This is a genomic window from Pseudomonas sp. XS1P51 (genome assembly GCF_054897845.1).
The window spans coordinates 3,656,373-3,673,518 of record NZ_CM142707.1 but is presented as its reverse complement, the minus strand read 5'-3'; the positions used below and the strand labels follow the sequence as shown (position 1 = coordinate 3,673,518).

13 protein-coding genes are annotated in these 17,146 nt (G+C 60.2%); 2 read left to right on the top strand and 11 right to left on the bottom strand.

Features of this window, described 5'->3' with window-relative positions:
• Nucleotides 1-19: 19 nt before the first annotated feature.
• From ACYZUD_RS17060 to ACYZUD_RS17050, 3 genes are all read right to left on the bottom strand, one after another.
• Nucleotides 20-829, bottom strand: a complete 810-nt coding sequence (locus ACYZUD_RS17060; protein ID WP_462019355.1) for a putative RNA methyltransferase — start codon at nt 827-829, stop codon at nt 20-22.
• Complete coding sequence (gene dapE / locus ACYZUD_RS17055; RefSeq protein WP_462019354.1) at nt 829-1,980, bottom strand: succinyl-diaminopimelate desuccinylase; 1,152 nt, start codon at nt 1,978-1,980, stop codon at nt 829-831. The genes ACYZUD_RS17060 and dapE overlap by 1 nt, the downstream gene beginning before the upstream one ends.
• Nucleotides 1,981-2,214: 234 nt before the next feature.
• The gene (locus ACYZUD_RS17050) at nt 2,215-4,806 is read right to left on the bottom strand and encodes a glycosyltransferase (RefSeq protein ID WP_462019353.1); all 2,592 of its coding nucleotides are present in this window, start codon (nt 4,804-4,806) and stop codon (nt 2,215-2,217) included.
• Between the two features lie 271 nt (nt 4,807-5,077).
• Between ACYZUD_RS17050 and tcdA the strand changes: the two genes are divergently transcribed.
• Entirely contained in the window at nt 5,078-5,896 is an 819-nt protein-coding gene (gene tcdA, locus ACYZUD_RS17045; protein ID WP_462019352.1) for a tRNA cyclic N6-threonylcarbamoyladenosine(37) synthase TcdA, read from the top strand.
• A 104-nt stretch (nt 5,897-6,000) separates the two neighbouring features.
• Here tcdA and ACYZUD_RS17040 read toward each other — a convergent pair whose 3' ends face one another.
• From ACYZUD_RS17040 to ACYZUD_RS17025, 4 genes are all read right to left on the bottom strand, one after another.
• Nucleotides 6,001-6,408, bottom strand: a complete 408-nt coding sequence (locus ACYZUD_RS17040) for a SufE family protein (RefSeq protein ID WP_462019351.1) — start codon at nt 6,406-6,408, stop codon at nt 6,001-6,003.
• Nucleotides 6,405-7,610, bottom strand: coding sequence for an aminotransferase class V-fold PLP-dependent enzyme (locus tag ACYZUD_RS17035; protein WP_462019350.1), 1,206 nt, complete (start codon nt 7,608-7,610; stop codon nt 6,405-6,407). Before ACYZUD_RS17035 ends, ACYZUD_RS17040 begins: the two co-directional genes overlap by 4 nt.
• Before the next feature lie 137 nt (nt 7,611-7,747).
• Nucleotides 7,748-8,782, bottom strand: a complete 1,035-nt coding sequence (gene dapD, locus ACYZUD_RS17030; protein ID WP_462019349.1) for a 2,3,4,5-tetrahydropyridine-2,6-dicarboxylate N-succinyltransferase — start codon at nt 8,780-8,782, stop codon at nt 7,748-7,750.
• 33 nt (nt 8,783-8,815) lie between these two features.
• Entirely contained in the window at nt 8,816-9,124 is a 309-nt protein-coding gene (locus tag ACYZUD_RS17025; protein WP_228761639.1) for an arsenate reductase, read from the bottom strand.
• Between the two features lie 256 nt (nt 9,125-9,380).
• Between ACYZUD_RS17025 and ACYZUD_RS17020 the strand changes: the two genes are divergently transcribed.
• The gene (locus ACYZUD_RS17020) at nt 9,381-11,012 is read left to right on the top strand and encodes a Na+/H+ antiporter (RefSeq protein WP_462019348.1); all 1,632 of its coding nucleotides are present in this window, start codon (nt 9,381-9,383) and stop codon (nt 11,010-11,012) included.
• A gap of 27 nt (nt 11,013-11,039) precedes the next feature.
• Here the strand turns inward: ACYZUD_RS17020 and ACYZUD_RS17015 are convergent, their stop codons facing one another.
• The 4 genes from ACYZUD_RS17015 to map all read right to left on the bottom strand — a co-directional run bounded on the left by ACYZUD_RS17015 (nt 11,040) and on the right by map (nt 16,787).
• Entirely contained in the window at nt 11,040-11,813 is a 774-nt protein-coding gene (locus tag ACYZUD_RS17015) for a zinc metalloprotease (RefSeq protein ID WP_462019347.1), read from the bottom strand.
• Between the two features lie 198 nt (nt 11,814-12,011).
• Complete coding sequence (gene dapC, locus ACYZUD_RS17010) at nt 12,012-13,214, bottom strand: succinyldiaminopimelate transaminase (protein WP_462019346.1); 1,203 nt, start codon at nt 13,212-13,214, stop codon at nt 12,012-12,014.
• A gap of 43 nt (nt 13,215-13,257) precedes the next feature.
• The gene (locus tag ACYZUD_RS17005) at nt 13,258-15,960 is read right to left on the bottom strand and encodes a [protein-PII] uridylyltransferase (protein ID WP_462019345.1); all 2,703 of its coding nucleotides are present in this window, start codon (nt 15,958-15,960) and stop codon (nt 13,258-13,260) included.
• Between the two features lie 44 nt (nt 15,961-16,004).
• Nucleotides 16,005-16,787, bottom strand: a complete 783-nt coding sequence (gene map, locus ACYZUD_RS17000; RefSeq protein ID WP_462019344.1) for a type I methionyl aminopeptidase — start codon at nt 16,785-16,787, stop codon at nt 16,005-16,007.
• Between the last annotated feature and the right edge of the window lie 359 nt (nt 16,788-17,146).

Here is a 17,146-nt window from a genome sequence, read left to right as displayed (position 1 = left end):
AGACCAAAAAATAAAGAAGTTATTGAAGAACGAAGTAATCGTAGCGCATTGAAACCGTGACCTCGAATGGCTCCACCTGCTCGATGACCGCCGCCCGGCGTTCGGCACTGGCACGCCAGCCGTGAGGCGTCATGGCCAGCAGATTGGCCCGGTCCTGACCCTTTTCCAGGATCAGTTTGAATTCCAGGGTTTCACTGTGTTGCAGCGCCATGCCTTCCGGCACCAGGGCCAGATGCTTGTCATCGGTGTACTCACGCACCTCGTCATACAGACGTTCGCGCAATTCCATCAGATGGCCGCTGGTCGGCCCGACTTTCATCAAGCCGCCACCGGGGCTGAGCAGGCGTTTGGCTTCCTCCCAGTCCAGCGGGCTGAAGACGCTGGCGAGAAACTGGCAACTGCCCGAGGCCAACGGCACTCGCGCCATGCTGGCGATCAACCAGGTCAGCTGCGGGTTGCGTTTGCACGCGCGTTTGACCGCCTCCCGGGAGATGTCCAGCGCGTAGCCATCCGCGTTCGGCAAGGCTTCGGCGATTTGCGCGGTGTAGTAACCCTCGCCACAACCGATGTCGAGCCAGCGCTGGGGCGCATATTCAGCAGCCAGCTCCGCCAGCCGCTTGGCCACCGGCGCGTAATGACCGGCATTCAAGAAGTCGCGCCGGGCCTCGACCATTGCCAGGTTATCCCCAGGGTCACGGCTGTTCTTGTGCTGCACCGGCAACAGGTTCAGGTAACCCTGCCGTGCGCGGTCGAAACGATGCCCGGCGGGGCAGGCCACGCCGTTGTCCACCGCGTTCAGCGGTTCGCTGCAGATCGGGCAGGCGAGCATCAGGCGAGCAACTTGATCAGGGTCTGGTAGTAAATTTCGGTCAGCACGTCGAGGTCGGCGGCCAGTACACGTTCGTTGACCTGATGGATCGTTGCGTTGACCGGGCCCAGTTCAACAACCTGAGTACCCATGGTCGCAATGAAGCGCCCGTCGGAGGTGCCACCGCTGGTGGAAGCGCAGGTGGAGCGACCGGTCACGTCCTTGATGCTCGACGCGACAGCATCCAGCAACGCGCCCGGTTCGGTCAGGAACGGCAGGCCGGACAACGCCCAGTCGATGTGCCAGTCCAGGCCATGTTTGTCGAGGATGTCGGCGACGCGCTTCTGCAGGCCCTCAACGGTGGACTCGGTGGAAAAGCGGAAGTTGAACACCGCCACCAGGTCGCCGGGAATGACGTTGGTCGCGCCGGTGCCGGAATTCACGTTGGAGATCTGGAAACTGGTCGGCGGGAAGAAGTCGTTGCCGTGGTCCCAGTGCTCGGCGGCCAGTTCGGCCAGTGCCGGGGCGGCGAGGTGGATCGGGTTCTTCGCCAGGTGCGGATAGGCCACGTGACCCTGCACACCACGCACGGTCAGTTTGGCGCCAAGGGAGCCGCGACGACCGTTCTTGACCACATCGCCTACCAGGGTGGTGCTCGACGGTTCGCCGACGATGCACCAGTCCAAACGTTCCTTGCGCGCTGCGAGGCGTTCGACCACAGCCTTGGTGCCGTGGTGCGCCGGTCCTTCTTCGTCGCTGGTGATCAGGAAAGCCACCTTGCCCTTGTGGTCCGGGTAGTCGGCGACGAAACGCTCGGCTGCCACGGTCATGGAGGCGAGGCTGCCTTTCATGTCCGCCGCGCCACGACCGCAGAGCATGCCGTGTTCATCGATCAGAGCGTTGAACGGGTCGATCTGCCAGGCGGTGACCGGGCCGGTCGGCACCACGTCGGTGTGGCCGGCGAAGCACAGCACCGGACCGTCGTGTTTGCCGTGGGTCGCCCAGAAGTTATCCACATCTTCGATGCGCATCGGTTCCAGCGTAAAACCGGCATCGCCCAGGCGCTGCATCATCTGCTTCTGGCAATCGGCGTCGACCGGCGTCACGGACGGACGGCGGATCAGGTCGATGGCGAGTTGAAGGGTCGGCGAAAGGTCGGCGTGGGCCGTCATGTAAGACTCCGGAAACTTGAAATTGGGCAAGGGCTAATGTGGGAGCGAGCCTGCTCGCGAAAGCGGTGCGTCAGTCAAAGTTGATGTCGTCTGACACACCGCATTCGCGAGCAGGCTCGCTCCCACAGGTATCGGGTCGGTTGGCAAACCGTACTCCGCAAAGCCCTGCAAAATGGCGGTTATCTTAAAGCAAAACGGCGGCCATTGGCCGCCGTTTAGTGCATCTGCAGAGATTTAGACTGCCGGCGCGGGTGCGATCTGCGCCGAAGGTTTCGGCAGCGAAGACAGGAACGCCATGATCAGCGCCGCCAGGTACGGCAGCGACTGAACCAGCAACATGGTCACCCAGAAGCGCATGTCGTTGCTCGGCATGCCGTTCACCAGGTAAATCCCCAGCGCCGCGCCCCACAACAGCAGCATGATGAACACTTCTTCGCGCGCCTCCGAAATCGCCACCCAGAAGCCGTGGTTATCGGCGTTTTTCGGCGTGCGGAAAAACGGAATGCTGCTGGTGAAGAAGCCGTACAGCACCGCTTTGGCGATGGTGTGCGACAACGCCAGCCCGGCCAGCGCCGCGCAGAATGCATCCTTGAGGTTGACCCCGACCGCACGACGGTAGAGGAAGATGATCTTGCCGACCTTGAACACGAACAGCGCCAACGGCGGGATCGCGAAAATCAGCAACGGCGGATCGACCCGTTGCGGCACGATGATCATCGCCGCCGACCACAACAGTGCGCCGACGGTAAAGAAGATGTTCATGCCATCAGCCACCCACGGCAACCAGCCCGCGAGGAAGTGGTAACGCTGGCCACGGGTCAGCTCGGTGTCTTTGCCGCGCAACAGGCTGGCGGTGTGACGCTTGATGATCTGAATCGCCCCATAGGCCCAGCGGAAACGCTGTTTCTTGAAGTCGATAAAGGTATCGGGCATCAGGCCTTTGCCGTAGCTGGTGTGGTAATACGCCGCCGACAGGCCTTTTTCGAATACCCGCAGACCCAACTCGGCGTCTTCACAGATGCACCAGTCGGCCCAGCCCAGTTCCTCGAGCACCGAGCGCCGGGTCATGGTCATGGTGCCGTGCTGGATGATCGCGTCACGGTCGTTACGGGTGACCATGCCGATGTGGAAGAAACCTTTGTATTCCGCGTAGCAGAGCTTCTTGAAGGTGCTTTCGTTCTGGTCGCGATAATCCTGTGGCGACTGCACCACGGCGATTTTCGGATCGGCGAAGTGCGGCACCATGTGCTTGAGCCAGTTCGGGTCGACGCAGTAGTCCGAATCGATCACTGCAATCACTTCGGCATCCTTGGCGGTATGCGGAATCAGGTAATTCAGTGCGCCGCCCTTGAAACCGGCCAACGGTGCGACGTGGAAGAACTTGAAGCGCGGGCCGAGGGTTTCGCAATAGTCGCGCACCGGTTCCCAGACCGCCGGGTCCTTGGTGTTGTTGTCGATGATCAGGACTTCGAAGTCCGGATAGTCGAGGTTGGCCAGGGCATTGAGGGTCTGTTTGACCATCTCCGGCGGCTCGTTGTAGCAAGGCACGTGAATCGAGACTTTCGGTCTGTAGTCCGAATCGCCCACCACCGGCAGGAATTCACGCCGGCGCTTGTGGGTCCAGACCGCTTCGGCCAGTTCGTGGGCCTCGGTCAGCAACACGATAAACACCCCGAGTGCACCGAGGGCGAGCAAAAAGCCGACCGTCAGGCTGAACCAGGTGCTGTATTGCAAGCTGTAGTCGTAACCGATCCACACCAGCACCGAGCCGCAGAGGAATGCGATGAAGGTCAGGAAGGTACGGCCGCGTTGACGCAGGGCCGAGCCGTCGATCATCAGCAGGGTCAGGGACAGCAGGGCCAACACCACCGAACCGACAGCCAGCACGCGCCACTGCGGGATCGCGACAACCGGGCCTTCGAAGTTGAATTTCTGCTGGCGGGCGGCGTTGAACACACCCCAATAGGCGCCCACCGAACCTTCGTCACTGGCCTTCCACGGCTGGTCAAACGCTTCGATCACAAAGTAGTTGAAGCCCTGGCGATTCAGCTTGTTGACCAATGTGCGCAGGTAAATCGCCTGGTCCGCAGGAGAGGCGTCGGCACCACCGCGCATACGGCCGTTGCTCGGCCAGCCAACTTCGGACAGCAGCAGCGGCTTTTTCGGGAACATCTTTTTCAGGTCACGGGCGCGGTCGAGTACGAACTGTCCGGACTGCTCCATCGGAACATGTTCCCAGTACGGCAGGATGTGGGCGGCGATCAGGTCGACATGCTTGGCCAGGCTCGGGTTTTCTTCCCAGACGTGCCATTGCTCGGAGGTCGTTACCGGCACTTTCACCGCCGCGCGGACGCGATCCAGAATAATGCTGAGTTCTGCGGCGGTAATTTCCTTACGGAAGATCGCCTCGTTGCCTACAACAACGCGAACCACACTGCGCGAGCTGTTCGCGATCTCGATGGCGCGCGTGATTTCGCGCTCGTTGCGCTCCTCGTCCGGGCTGATCCAGATACCGAGGGTTACCCGCAGACCGAATTCTTCCGCCAGTTTTGGAATGTTCTCCAGCGTCCCGTCGACCGAGTAAGTACGGATGTTGTCCGTCAGCTTGCTCATGATCTCCAGATCGCGACGCATTTCATCGTCGGTCGGATATTGCTCTTTTTGTGGGTATTGGCCCTGCTGGAACGGCGAGTACGAAAAGCCGGAGATCTGTTCAGGCCAGTTGGGGGCGGTGACCGGGCGATTGATCAGCGCCCAGAAGCCGGTAAACAAGGCAGCGATGGCGAGCACCACGACCAGGTTGAGTCCAAATTTACGCGATGACATAGCTATTTCAGGTTCCAAAGGCTGTGGAACGAAGGACCAGTCGGCGGCTGCCAAGGGGCGCGCATCCTACACCGGGGGTTCACTTACCGTACAGCTGGCAGGGAAATGCCGGACGTTGGGCAGTCCAACTCGGCTTAAGTTCTTTCGTTGGACCTTGTAGGTTAAATCTTGGTTCTGTGTATTCCGACAAAAGAGGGCAAGACGCCCGTTCATAGCCCAAAGATGCTCTTGGCCGCGGACGGCCCTATAATGCGCGCCGGTTTTTGGGGTAATGGTCATGAGTACAGAAGATCCGCGGTTTGCTGGCATCGCCCGTTTATATGGCATCGAAGGCCTGGAGCGCTTGCGCGCGGCCCATGTGGCGATCGTCGGCGTCGGTGGTGTCGGTTCCTGGGCGGCGGAAGCCGTCGCCCGGTGTGGCGTGGGCGAGATTTCGTTGTTCGACCTGGACGACGTCTGCGTCAGCAACGCCAACCGCCAGTTGCACGCGCTGGACAGCACCGTGGGCAAACCCAAGGTTGAGGTGATGGCCGAGCGTCTGCGCGGGATCAACCCGGATTGCACGGTGCACGCGGTGGCGGATTTCGTCACCCGCGAGACCATGGCCGAGTACATCACGCCGAATATCGACTGCGTGATCGACTGCATCGACAGCGTCAACGCGAAAGCGGCGCTGATTGCCTGGTGCAAACGCCGCAAGATTCAGATCATCACCACGGGAGGCGCGGGTGGGCAGATTGATCCAACGCTGATCCAGGTCTGCGACCTGAACCGCACCTTCAATGATCCATTGGCGTCGAAAGTGCGTTCCACTTTGCGCCGCGATTACAACTTCTCCCGCACCGTGACTCGTCACTACAGCGTGCCGTGTGTGTTTTCCACCGAACAACTGCGTTACCCGAAACCGGATGGCAGCATTTGCTTGCAGAAGAGTTTTGTCGGGGATGGCGTGAAGCTTGACTGCGCCGGCGGGTTTGGCGCGGTGATGATGGTGACGGCGACGTTCGGCATGGTCGCGGCGACCAAGGCTGTGGATAAGATTGTGGCTGGGGTGCGGCGCCCGGCAGACAAGCTCAAGCCTCAGGTTTAAAGGCCGACGAAGATCCTCGTAGGAGCTGCCGAAGGCTGCGATCTTTTGATCTTCGGCGCCAGTGATCACGCTAAAGATCAAAAGATCGCAGCCTTCGGCAGCTCCTACTCGTCGCTCAGGCTCCTCATCCGCTGTAACACGGCATTGAGGCCATTGCTGCGCGACGGGGAAAGCTGACGGCCCAGTCCAAGCTGATTGAACCAGTCCGGCAAGTCCACCTGCTGCAACTCGGCGGTGGACAACCCGTTAACCCGCGCCAGCAACAACGCCACCAACCCGCGAATTAATCGCGCATCACTGCTCGCGGCAAACTGCCAGTGACCATCACGCAATGTGCCCACCAACCAAACCTGGCTTTCACAGCCATGCACGCGGTTGGCATCAACCTTATCCACATCGCTCAAGGCCGGCAGACGGTCGCCCCATTGCATCAACAGACGCGCGCGTTGTTCCCAGCCTGGGGCATTCTGAAAAGTATCCAGTGCCGTGACGGCATCGGCAGGCAAGCTCATCGCAGCAACTCCAGCGCCTGGTCCAGCGCTTCAAAGAACCGCTCCAGATCTTCGGAGTCGTTGTACAACGCCAACGACACCCGAATTGCCCCGGCCAATTCAAAGCTTTTCAGCAACGGCATGGCACAGTGATGACCCGCGCGAACGGCGATCCCTTGTTCGGTCAGCAAATGCGCCAAATCCGAGTTATGCACACCCTCGACGACAAAACTGGCCAGCGCCAATTGCGGTTTGCCCAGCAGCCGGATCCCGTTGCGCGCTTCAAGGCCCTTGAGCAAATAGTCGTGCAGCGCCGCTTCATGGGCGGACACGGCGTCCTGATCCAGCCCGGCGAGATAATCCAGGGTCGCCCCCAGACCAATTACACTGGCGATCGGCGGCGTTCCAGCCTCGAAACCTAATGGCGCAGGTCGAAAACGCGCATCGTGGTAATTGGCATCCAGCACCATCTCGCCGCCGAACTGCCAGGGTCGCAGTTGCTCAAGCGCCTCGTTGCGCCCGAACAGTACGCCCAGACCTTCGGGGCCATACAGTTTGTGGCTGGAAAAGACATAGAAGTCGCACCCCAGGGCCTGCACATCGTGCCGACCATGAACCACGCCTTGAGCGCCATCGACCACGGTCAGCGCGTTATGGGCCTGGGCCATCGCCAGCAACGCGGGCAATGGCTGCCAGGCACCGAGCACGTTGGACAACTGGCTGACCGCCAGCAGACGCGTGCGTGGGCCGATCAGTCGAGCGGCGGCCTCAAGGTCGATCAAGCCGTCAGCATCCAGCGGCAGGATCACCAGTTTCAGGTCGCGACGGTGGGCCAGTTGCTGCCACGGCAACAGATTGGCGTGATGCTCCAGAGCGCTGATGACAATCTCATCGCCCGGATTGAAAAGATGTTCCAGGCCGTAAGCCAGGAGGTTCAGCGCGGAGGTCGCACCATGGGTAAAGATGATCTGCCCGCAATCGCCAGCATTGAGCCAGTGGGCGACTTTGCTGCGGCTGGCCTCGAACGCCTGGGTGGCATGAGCGCCGGGCAAGTGTTGCGCCCGATGCACGTTGGCCGCGCCGTTGGCGTAGTAGTGCGCCAGGGCATCCAGCAGGGCTTGAGGTTTTTGCGTGGTGGCGGCGTTGTCCAGATAGGTCTGGTCTTGCCGTTGCAATGCGGCGATGGCCGGAAAATCGGCGCGCCAGGGAGAGGGAATCATCATGCTATCGGGCCCTGGTAGGTTTACGCCGGACCCTGTGGGAGCGAGCCTGCTCGCGAAGCTTTTTGGCGTCCTCACGGACGCCTTCGCGAGCAGGTCGAATCGTCGCACCGTCGCTCCCACAGAGGGTCATTTGATGCTTAGTTGTGAGCGTGCAGCGCTTCGTTCAGTTCGATCGCCGATTTGTGGGTTTTGCATTCCACCGCACCGGTTTCCGAATTGCGACGGAACAGCAGGTCAGGCTGACCGGCCAGTTCACGGGCCTTGACCACTTTGACCAGCTTGTTGTTCTCGTCCAGCAGCGCCACTTTGGTGCCAGCGGTGACGTACAGGCCCGATTCAACGGTGTTGCGATCGCCCAACGGGATACCGATACCGGCGTTGGCGCCGATCAGGCAGCCTTCGCCAACCTTGATCACGATGTTGCCACCACCCGACAGGGTGCCCATGGTCGAGCAGCCGCCGCCCAGGTCCGAACCTTTGCCGACGAACACGCCTGCCGAGACGCGACCTTCGATCATGCCCGGACCTTCGGTGCCGGCGTTGAAGTTGACGAAACCTTCATGCATCACGGTGGTGCCTTCGCCCACGTAGGCGCCCAGACGGATACGCGCCGCGTCAGCGATACGCACGCCGGCCGGAACCACGTAGTCGGTCATTTTCGGGAACTTGTCCACCGAGAACACTTCCAGCAGCTCGCCGCGCAGACGGGCTTCCAGTTGATGCTCGGCCAGTTCGGCGAGGTCGATTGCGCCCAGGCTGGTCCACGCTACGTTTGGCAGCAGCGGGAAGATCCCGGCCAGGTTCAGGCCGTGCGGCTTGACCAGGCGATGGGACAGCAGGTGCAACTTGAGGTAAGCCTCAGGGGTGGACGACAGCTGAGCGTCTTCGGCCAGCAGTGTGGCGACCAGCGGCTTGTGGCTCTCGGCCAGACGGGTCAGCAGTGCAGCCTGGGCCGCGTCGACGCTTTTCAGTGCTTCGGCCAGTTGGGACGCCTGGGCAGTGCTGAACGCGATGGCCTGATTGCCTTCGGTGTAGCCCAGAACCGGGGCAATGGCAGCAACCAGTTCGGCCGATGGGTTGAGCAGTGGTTGCGCGTAAAACACTTCCAGCCATGCGCCTTGACGATTTTGAGTGCCGACACCAAAGGCCAGGCTGAACAGGGTAGTGGACATGTAAATACCTCTAACAAAATTGAACGGGCTGGCTTACTTGAGCGCTGCCGCGTAGATATCTGGCTTGAAGCCAATCAGGGTTCGGTCACCGAGATCGAGCACCGGACGCTTGATCATCGAGGGTTGTGCGAGCATCAGTTCGATGGCTTTGCGCTGGTCGAGATCGGCTTTGCGTTCGTCGTCGAGCTTGCGAAAGGTCGTGCCTGCACGGTTCAACACCACTTGCCAGCCATGCTCGTCGCACCATTGGGTCAGGTGTTCACGGTCGATTCCGGCCGTTTTGTAATCATGAAAGTCATAGCTGACAGCGTGTTCATCGAGCCAGGTGCGCGCCTTTTTCATGGTGTCGCAGGCTTTGATGCCGAAAAGGTGCAACGTTTTACTTGAAACGGTCAAGGAATTGCCCCCTTTGCAGGTGCTGGAAATAAAAGGTGACGGATTATGCCATGACCGGACGGTTTCGCGTCGGCCATGGTCGGGTTTGTCTTTCTGCCCTGGCAATCAGCGGTGGCGTGCGACATTTGTGTAACGGTCAGCCGCCAGTCTAAGCGGCTAATATGGCACTTCAATGCTGTCGATTGTCCGGGAACCGCACGCTATGCAAACCGCTTACACCGTCCTGATCATGCTGATGCTGGTCAGCGTTTCACGCCTGGTTGGACGGGTGATCCCGCTGCCGTTGCCGCTGGTACAAATCGCGGCGGGTGCGTTACTGGCCTGGCCGACGCTCGGACTGCATGTGGCGCTGGACCCTGAATTGTTTCTTTTTCTGTTTTTACCGCCGCTGCTGTTCTCCGATGGCTGGCGGATGCCCAAGCGCGAACTGTGGCGCCTGCGCGGGCCGATCCTGACGCTGGCGGTGGGCCTGGTGTTGTTCACCGTGGTGGGCGCCGGCTATTTCATTCATTGGTTATTGCCGAGCATTCCTTTACCGGTGGCCTTTGCTTTGGCGGCGGTGTTGTCGCCGACGGATGCCGTGGCGGTCTCGGCGATCTCCCAGAACCGCTTGCCAACACCCTTGATGCACATGCTTCAAGGGGAGGCGCTGATGAACGACGCCTCGGGCCTGGTGACGTTCAAGTTTGCCTTGGCCGCCGCTGTGACCGGTGTGTTCTCGCTGGCCAACGCCAGTGTGACGTTTGTGTTGGTGGCGATCGGTGGCCTGGCCGTCGGCGTGGCCCTGAGCTGGCTGGTCGGGCGCTTGCGGGCCTGGATGGTCGCCCGCGGCTGGGACGACCCGGCGACGCATGTGGTGTTCATGCTGTTGCTGCCGTTTGCGGCGTATGTGCTGGCCGAACGACTTGGCGCCTCCGGGATTCTTTCCGCCGTGGCGGCGGGCATGATGCAGAGCTGGCTCGACCTGCTGCCACGCCAGACCAGCACCCGCTTGCTCAATCGCAGCGTCTGGTCATTGCTGGAGTTCGCCTTCAACGGCTTGATCTTCCTGTTGCTGGGCTTGCAGTTGCCGGACATCATCAAAGCCGTCGTCAGCCACGAAACCTCCCTGTGGCCGACACTGCTCTATCGCTGCCTCGACGTGATGGCGATTTTCCTGGTGCTGCTGGTGTTGCGGTTTGTCTGGGTGCAGAGCATCTGGCGCTTGTCCGGCCTGCTGCGGCGCTGGCGCGGCAAGGGTGAGATGACTCAAGTGCCGACGACGCGTTCCTGCTGGTTGCTGACGGTCGGTGGCGTGCGGGGGGCCGTGACACTGGCGGGCGTCATGTCGGTGCCGCTGTTGATGGGTGGCAACGAGTTTCCCGAGCGGGACTTGCTGATTTTCATCGCGGCTGGGGTGATTCTGTTGTCGCTGATTGCCGCGTGCATCGCCCTGCCGTTGCTGCTGCGTGGCATCGAGAAAAGCCCGGACGACAAGCGTCGCAATGAAGTGCGGGATGCCTGGCGCAAGACTGCCGAAGCGGCCATTCATGCGCTGGAAGTCGAAGAGGCCAAGCCGCAAGACGCGGCGCAGGCGGCGTTGGCAGCGGAACTCAAGGCCCGGATCATGTCTGAGTATCGGCATCAGTTGGAGGTGTTCAACGATTCGGCGGAAGCGCAGGCACTGGCGTTCCAGATGGATTTGCTGGAGCGGCGTTTACGCTTGAAGGCGCTGCGGGCGCAGCGCCTGGAGTTGTACAAGCTCAGTCGTCATCACCAGATTGGTGATGACGTCCTGCGCGAAGTGTTGGGGGAGCTGGATTTGAGTGAAGCAAATCTGGGGCCGGTCAAATAAAAGTTTGTTGATGGTCCTGCGTCCGAATCACTCGCTTTCCGCTGGGGGGTGAGGGTAGACCTCCGCCATAAAGGCCTTGTCCTTTTCGCTGAGGACCAAGTTAAGGTCAACTTTGAAGTCGCCATGGGTCCATTCCTGACGGATGGCATAGTGCATGATCGACAGAGGGTCGTAGGGCGAGTTTTTTACTTCGTTGGCATCAAGTAGATTGAAGTAACGATCGTCCACGGTGTTGCGCGTGAGACTGTCTTGGTAACTGTCTTCCTCAGCATCTTCAGGCAACCAATGTGCGGCGTAGACGGCCGGCTTGTTCCAGGGGATGTCTGCCGCAGGGTTCAGTTGCTCATGTTGGGCACCCAGTACATGGCCAAACTCATGCATGGCATGGGCGACAAAGTATTTTAATGAAAGCTGGTAATCCGTTGACAGGATCATGGTTGGAAGGCTCTGATCTGTCTCTGTCAAAGCGGCGGTACCAATGTAAGACCAATAAATTCCCTGCTCGCACTTAATGCGGATATCGCCTTCCGTCCCCTCGACAAAGTCGAAGTTCAGATTGACATACGGCTGCCAGTTATTGGCAGCAGTCTTGACCGCATCCTTGAATGCTTGATCTCCGTTTAGAAATGCAATTCGCAAGGTGCGGCCAGGTGCCCAGAAGTAGGTGTGATTGCCAGCGGCGCGCTTTTTGCGGCCGCCTGCAGAGGCGGGGCGATTTGCAGGATTTTCGGCGATGGCAATTTCGTAAGAAGCGTTAAGGTCCACCGGGGTTTTTACGTGGCAAGGTGACTCAATGTCCATAAATATACATCCATGTTTTTATTAAATTAGAAGTAGGTTATTTGCTTTTTGTTGTGGTTGTGCGAACTACAAGAATTAAGTAGTGCACTAAAAAATAATAAGTCCGCGGCGTCTTAAAGTGAACTTCGAAGTAAGTTGGTTATATTGCTTCATGTTTTTGTAAGCCCGCACGGCATTGCACCGTGCGGGTATTGAGTTTTACGAACGATGGCGGGTGACAAACGCTCGGATGCGCTCAGCCGCCTCGACACATTCCGCCAGCGGCGCAACCAGCGCCATGCGCACGCGCCCGGCGCCCGGATTGGTGCCGTCAACGTTACGGGACAGGTAAGAGCCAGGCACCACAGTGACATGCTCTTCAGCAAACAGGTCGCGGCAGAACGCTTCGTCATCGCCTTCAACGTTCGGCCACAGATAGAAACCGCCATCCGGACGCTGCACGTCCATCACCGGGCTGAGGATTTCCAGCACCGCATCATACTTCTCGCGATACAGCGCACGGTTGGCCCGCACGTGCACTTCGTCATTCCACGCAGCGACGCTGGCCAGTTGCGTCTGAACCGGCATCGCGCAGCCGTGGTAGGTGCGGTACAGCAGGAAGCCTTTGAGAATATCTGCATCGCCGGCCACGAAGCCCGAACGCAGGCCCGGCAGGTTGGAACGCTTGGACAGGCTGTGGAACACCACGCAACGCTTGAAGTCCTTGCGGCCCAGTTCCACGCAGGCGCTGAGCAAGCCGGCCGGCGGGGTTTGTTCGTCGAAGTACAGTTCGCTGTAGCACTCGTCGGCGGCGATCACGAAATCGTACTCGTCGGCCAGCGCGATCAGTTTCTTCAGGGTTTCAACCGGAATCAGTGCGCCGGTCGGGTTGCCTGGCGAGCACAGGAACAGGATCTGGCAACGTTTCCAGATGTCCGGGGAAACGGCATCGAAGTCCGGGTTGAAGCCGTTTTCGTCCAGGCACGGCAGGTAATGCGGCTTGGCCCCGGCGAGGAACGCGGCGCCTTCGTAGATCTGATAGAACGGGTTCGGGCTGACCACCAGCGCGTCGTCGCCACGGTTGACCACGGTCTGGGTGAAGGCGAACAGCGCTTCACGGGTGCCGTTGACCGGCAGCACGTTACGCGCCGGGTCGAGCCAGCCGTTCGGGACGTTGAAGCGGCGTTCGCACCAGGCGCCGATGGCTTCACGCAGGGCCGGGATGCCGAGGGTGGTCGGGTACACGGCCATCTGATCCAGATTGCTCGCCAGCGCTTCGGCGACAAAGCTCGGTGAACGGTGTTTCGGCTCGCCGATGGACAGCGCGATGGCGCGTTTGTCCGGGTTTGGCGTGACGCTGCCGAGCAGGGCGCGGAGCTTCTCGAACGGGTAGGGCTGCAACTGGTTCAGAGCATTGTTCATCGGTGCGGGATCTCGTTCAAAGCGGCTGAATCCTGGCGCGCAATCAGATACTGATGCGCGACAGTTTGATATCGGGTTCGTTGCTGACGGTCAGTTGTTCGACGATCGCATCCTGCAATCGACTGCACAGCAGCGGGTCGGACAACGGTTGATTATTCGCGTCGGTAATGAAGAACACGTCTTCTACGCGCTCGCCGAGGGTGGCGATCTTGGCGTTCTGCAACGAAAGGTCGAACTCCAGGAAAATCGTGCCGATGCGCGCCAGCAGGCCCGGACGGTCCGGGGCGCTGAGCTCCAGTACGGTCACCGGGCGCTGAGCGTCGTTGTGGATCGTCACCTGTGGCGCAAACGCGAAATGCTTGAGCTGGCGCGGCACCCGGCGCTGAATGATCGTCGGGTAGTCGTCTGGGTTGCGCAGCGCTTCGGTCAGGCCGTCGCGGATCTGTTTGACCCGCGCCGGATTGTCGCCGATCGAGTCGCCATCGGTGTCGAGCACGATGTAGGTGTCGAGGGTGAACTGGCTGCTGGAGGTGATGACCCGGGCGTCGTGAATGTTCAGGTTGAGCTGGTCCATCGCGGCCACGGTCACGGCGAAGAAATCATGCTGGTCCGGTGCATAGATAAAGATCTGCGTGCCGCCCTCGAATTCCCGTTGAGTGGTTTCCTTGATCAGCACCAGCGGCCCGCCGTCGGCCGGCTGCTGGAGGATCGCGTCGCTGTGCCAGGCCACGTCGCCGGCGGTGTGACGCAGGAAATAATCATCGCCCAATTGCGACCACAACTGCTCGACGTCGTCCGGATCGGTCCCGCCGCGCACCAGGATGTCCAGGGCTGCGCTCTGCGTCTGACGGATCTGCATTTCGCGATCCACCGGGTTTTCCAGGCCACGGCGCAAGGCGCGCTTGGTCTCGGTGTAGAGCTGACGCAACAGGCTGGCGCGCCAGGAATTCCACAGTGTCGGGTTAGTGGCGTTGATGTCGGCGACAGTCAGCACGTACAGATAGTCGAGGCGGGTTTCGTCGCCGACGGCCTGCGCGAAATCGTGGATCACTTGCGGGTCGGACAGGTCCTTGCGCTGCGCGGTGGTCGACATCACCAAGTGGTTCTGCACCAGCCAGACGATCAGGCGGCTGTCCCATACCGGCAGTTGGTGGCGCTGGCAAAAGGCTTCGGCATCCACTGCGCCGATTTCCGAGTGATCGCCGTGCCGGCCCTTGCCGATGTCGTGGTACAGGCCGGCCAGGTAGATCAGCTCGGGTTTGGGCAGCTTGCCCATGAGCTTGCTGGCCAGCGGGAATTTTTCCGACACTTGCGTGTACTGCAACTTACGCAGGTGCTTGATCAGGTTCAGCGTGTGCGCGTCGACCGTATAGATGTGAAACAGATCGTGTTGCATCTGCCCGACAATGAAGCCGAACTCCGGCAAGTAGCGCCCGAGAATGCCGTAACGGTTCATCCGCCGCAGGTTGCGGTGGATGCCGATCTTGCACTTGAACAGCTCGATAAACAGGCTGGTATTGCGGATGTCGTTGCGGAAATCATCATCAATCAGGTGACGGTTTTCCCGCAACAGCCGAATGGTATCGGCGCGCACGCCTTTGATTTCAGGCTGCTGGGCCATCAGCACGAAAATTTCGAGCATGGCGAACGGTGTGCGGCGGAACACGTTGTCGTTGCGCGCCTCGATATAACCGTCGTGCAGCTGGAATCGCGAGTTGATCGGCTGCGGCGGTACTTCGTCTGCCGGTGCGAGGATGAGCTCCTCGAAGTGCTGGATGATCAGGTCGCTGAGCTGGGCAATGCTCATGACCACCCGGTAATACTGCTGCATGAAGTTTTCGATGGCCTGCTTGGCGTCATCGCCCTCGAAACCCAGCAGCCCGGCAATGGTGCGCTGGTGATCGAACAGCAAGCGGTCTTCGGAGCGCCCGGCGAGCATGTGCAGGGCGTAACGCACCTTCCACAAAAACTCCTGGGACGAAGCCAGCAGGGCGTTTTCGCTCTCAACCAGGAAGCCTTCACCGGCCAGTGCGCGCAGGTTCAGGGTGCCGTACTCGCGGCGGGCAATCCACAGAATGGTCTGAATATCCCGTAGTCCGCCGGGCGAGCCTTTGACGTTGGGTTCCAGGTTGTATTCGGTGTCGTTGTACTTGTGGTGACGGGCCTTCTGCTCGGCGCGTTTGGCCAGGAAGAAGTCCTTGCTCGGCCACATGTGCGCGGTACTGGTGACATCCAGCATGCGCTGGCGCAAGCGCTCGGGGCCGGCGATGGTACGGCTTTCCATCAGGTTGGTGATCACCGTCAGGTCGGCGCGGGCCTCGACGGCGCATTCGTCCACCGAGCGAACGCTCTGACCGACTTCGAGGCCGATGTCCCACAGCAGCGTCAGAAAACGCTCGATGGAATCACGGAAAATCTCGTGGTCGGCGTTGTCCAGCAGGATCAGCAGGTCGATATCGGAATAAGGGTGCAGCTCACCGCGGCCGTAGCCACCGACTGCGACCAGTGCGATGTCGGCGTCTTCACTCCAGTTGAACTGCTCCCAGGCCTTTTGCAGGATGTTGTCGACGAACCAGGCACGATCCTCGATCAGTCGGCGAATGTCGCGGCCGCAGCGAAAGCGCTCGTCGAGCACCTCGCGGGCTTGGCGGATCGCCTTCTTGAAGGCCGCGATCGGGCTGGCCTTCAGGGCCAGTTCAGCCTGGAACTGACCACGGTCGAAGAGTTCGGGATCCACCTGCGGCATCGATTGCTTTCCTGTCTATAAGGCTGAGAACGGAGCGGGTCGGATCAGGCCGAAACGCGCGGGATTGTGTCGTCGGCGCGCAAGGTGAAGATCTCGTAACCGGTTTCGGTGACCAGCAGGGTGTGTTCCCACTGTGCCGACAACTTGCGGTCCTTGGTGATTGCGGTCCAGCCATCGCCCAGTACCTTGGTGTCGGCCTTGCCCTGGTTGATCATCGGCTCGATGGTGAAGGTCATGCCGGCTTTCAGTTCCATGCCGGTGCCCGCGCGACCGTAGTGCAGGATCTGCGGCTCTTCGTGGAAGACCTTGCCGATGCCGTGGCCGCAGAACTCGCGCACCACCGAAAAACCGTTCTTTTCGGCGTGCTTCTGGATCACTTCACCGATGTCGCCCAGGCGGCAGCCGGGTTTGACGATTTCGATGGCCTTGTACATGCATTCCTGAGTCACTTGCGACAGGCGTTCGGCCCAGACCGGCACGGTGCCGACGTGGAACATGCGGCTGGTGTCGCCGTGGTAGCCGTCCTTGATGACGGTGACGTCGATGTTCAGCGTGTCGCCATCCTTCAGTGCCTTCTCGTTCGGGATGCCGTGGCAGACCACGTGGTTGATCGAAGTGCAGATCGACTTCGGGAAGCCCTTGTAGTTGAGCGGGGCAGGGATGGCTTTCTGCTCGTTGACGATGTAGTCGTGGCAGATGCGGTCCAGCTCTTCGGTGGTGATGCCCGGTTTGACATGTTCGGCAATCATTTCCAGCACATCGGCGGCCAGTTTGCCGGCAACACGCATTTTTGCGATGTCCTCCGGGGTTTTGAGGGTGACGGTCATACAGGCTCTCTCTGCGCTCGATGGCGCCTTCTTAAACGAAATGGGCGTTGCGCGGTCGATCTTCGCGGTCCTTAAAAACGCGATTCTACCAGACGATCAGGGCAAATCTGAGCCTCTGTGCATCGCTTCTCTCTATAGATAGGCGCATTCTTGAGCGATTCCAAGGGCGCGGTTAAAGGCGCGCGTCAGGAATTGAGAATCCGGGTTCCGTTTTTTGCAGCCTTGTGATATAAAATGCGCCGCTTTCCGGGGATACCCCGAAAGGCTTAAATCCACACACGTGTCGACACGATGACCTGGGTGCCGGAAGCTTAATGCTGCTGGTTGGTCATTGGGATACGTGGAGGCCAAACCCGACT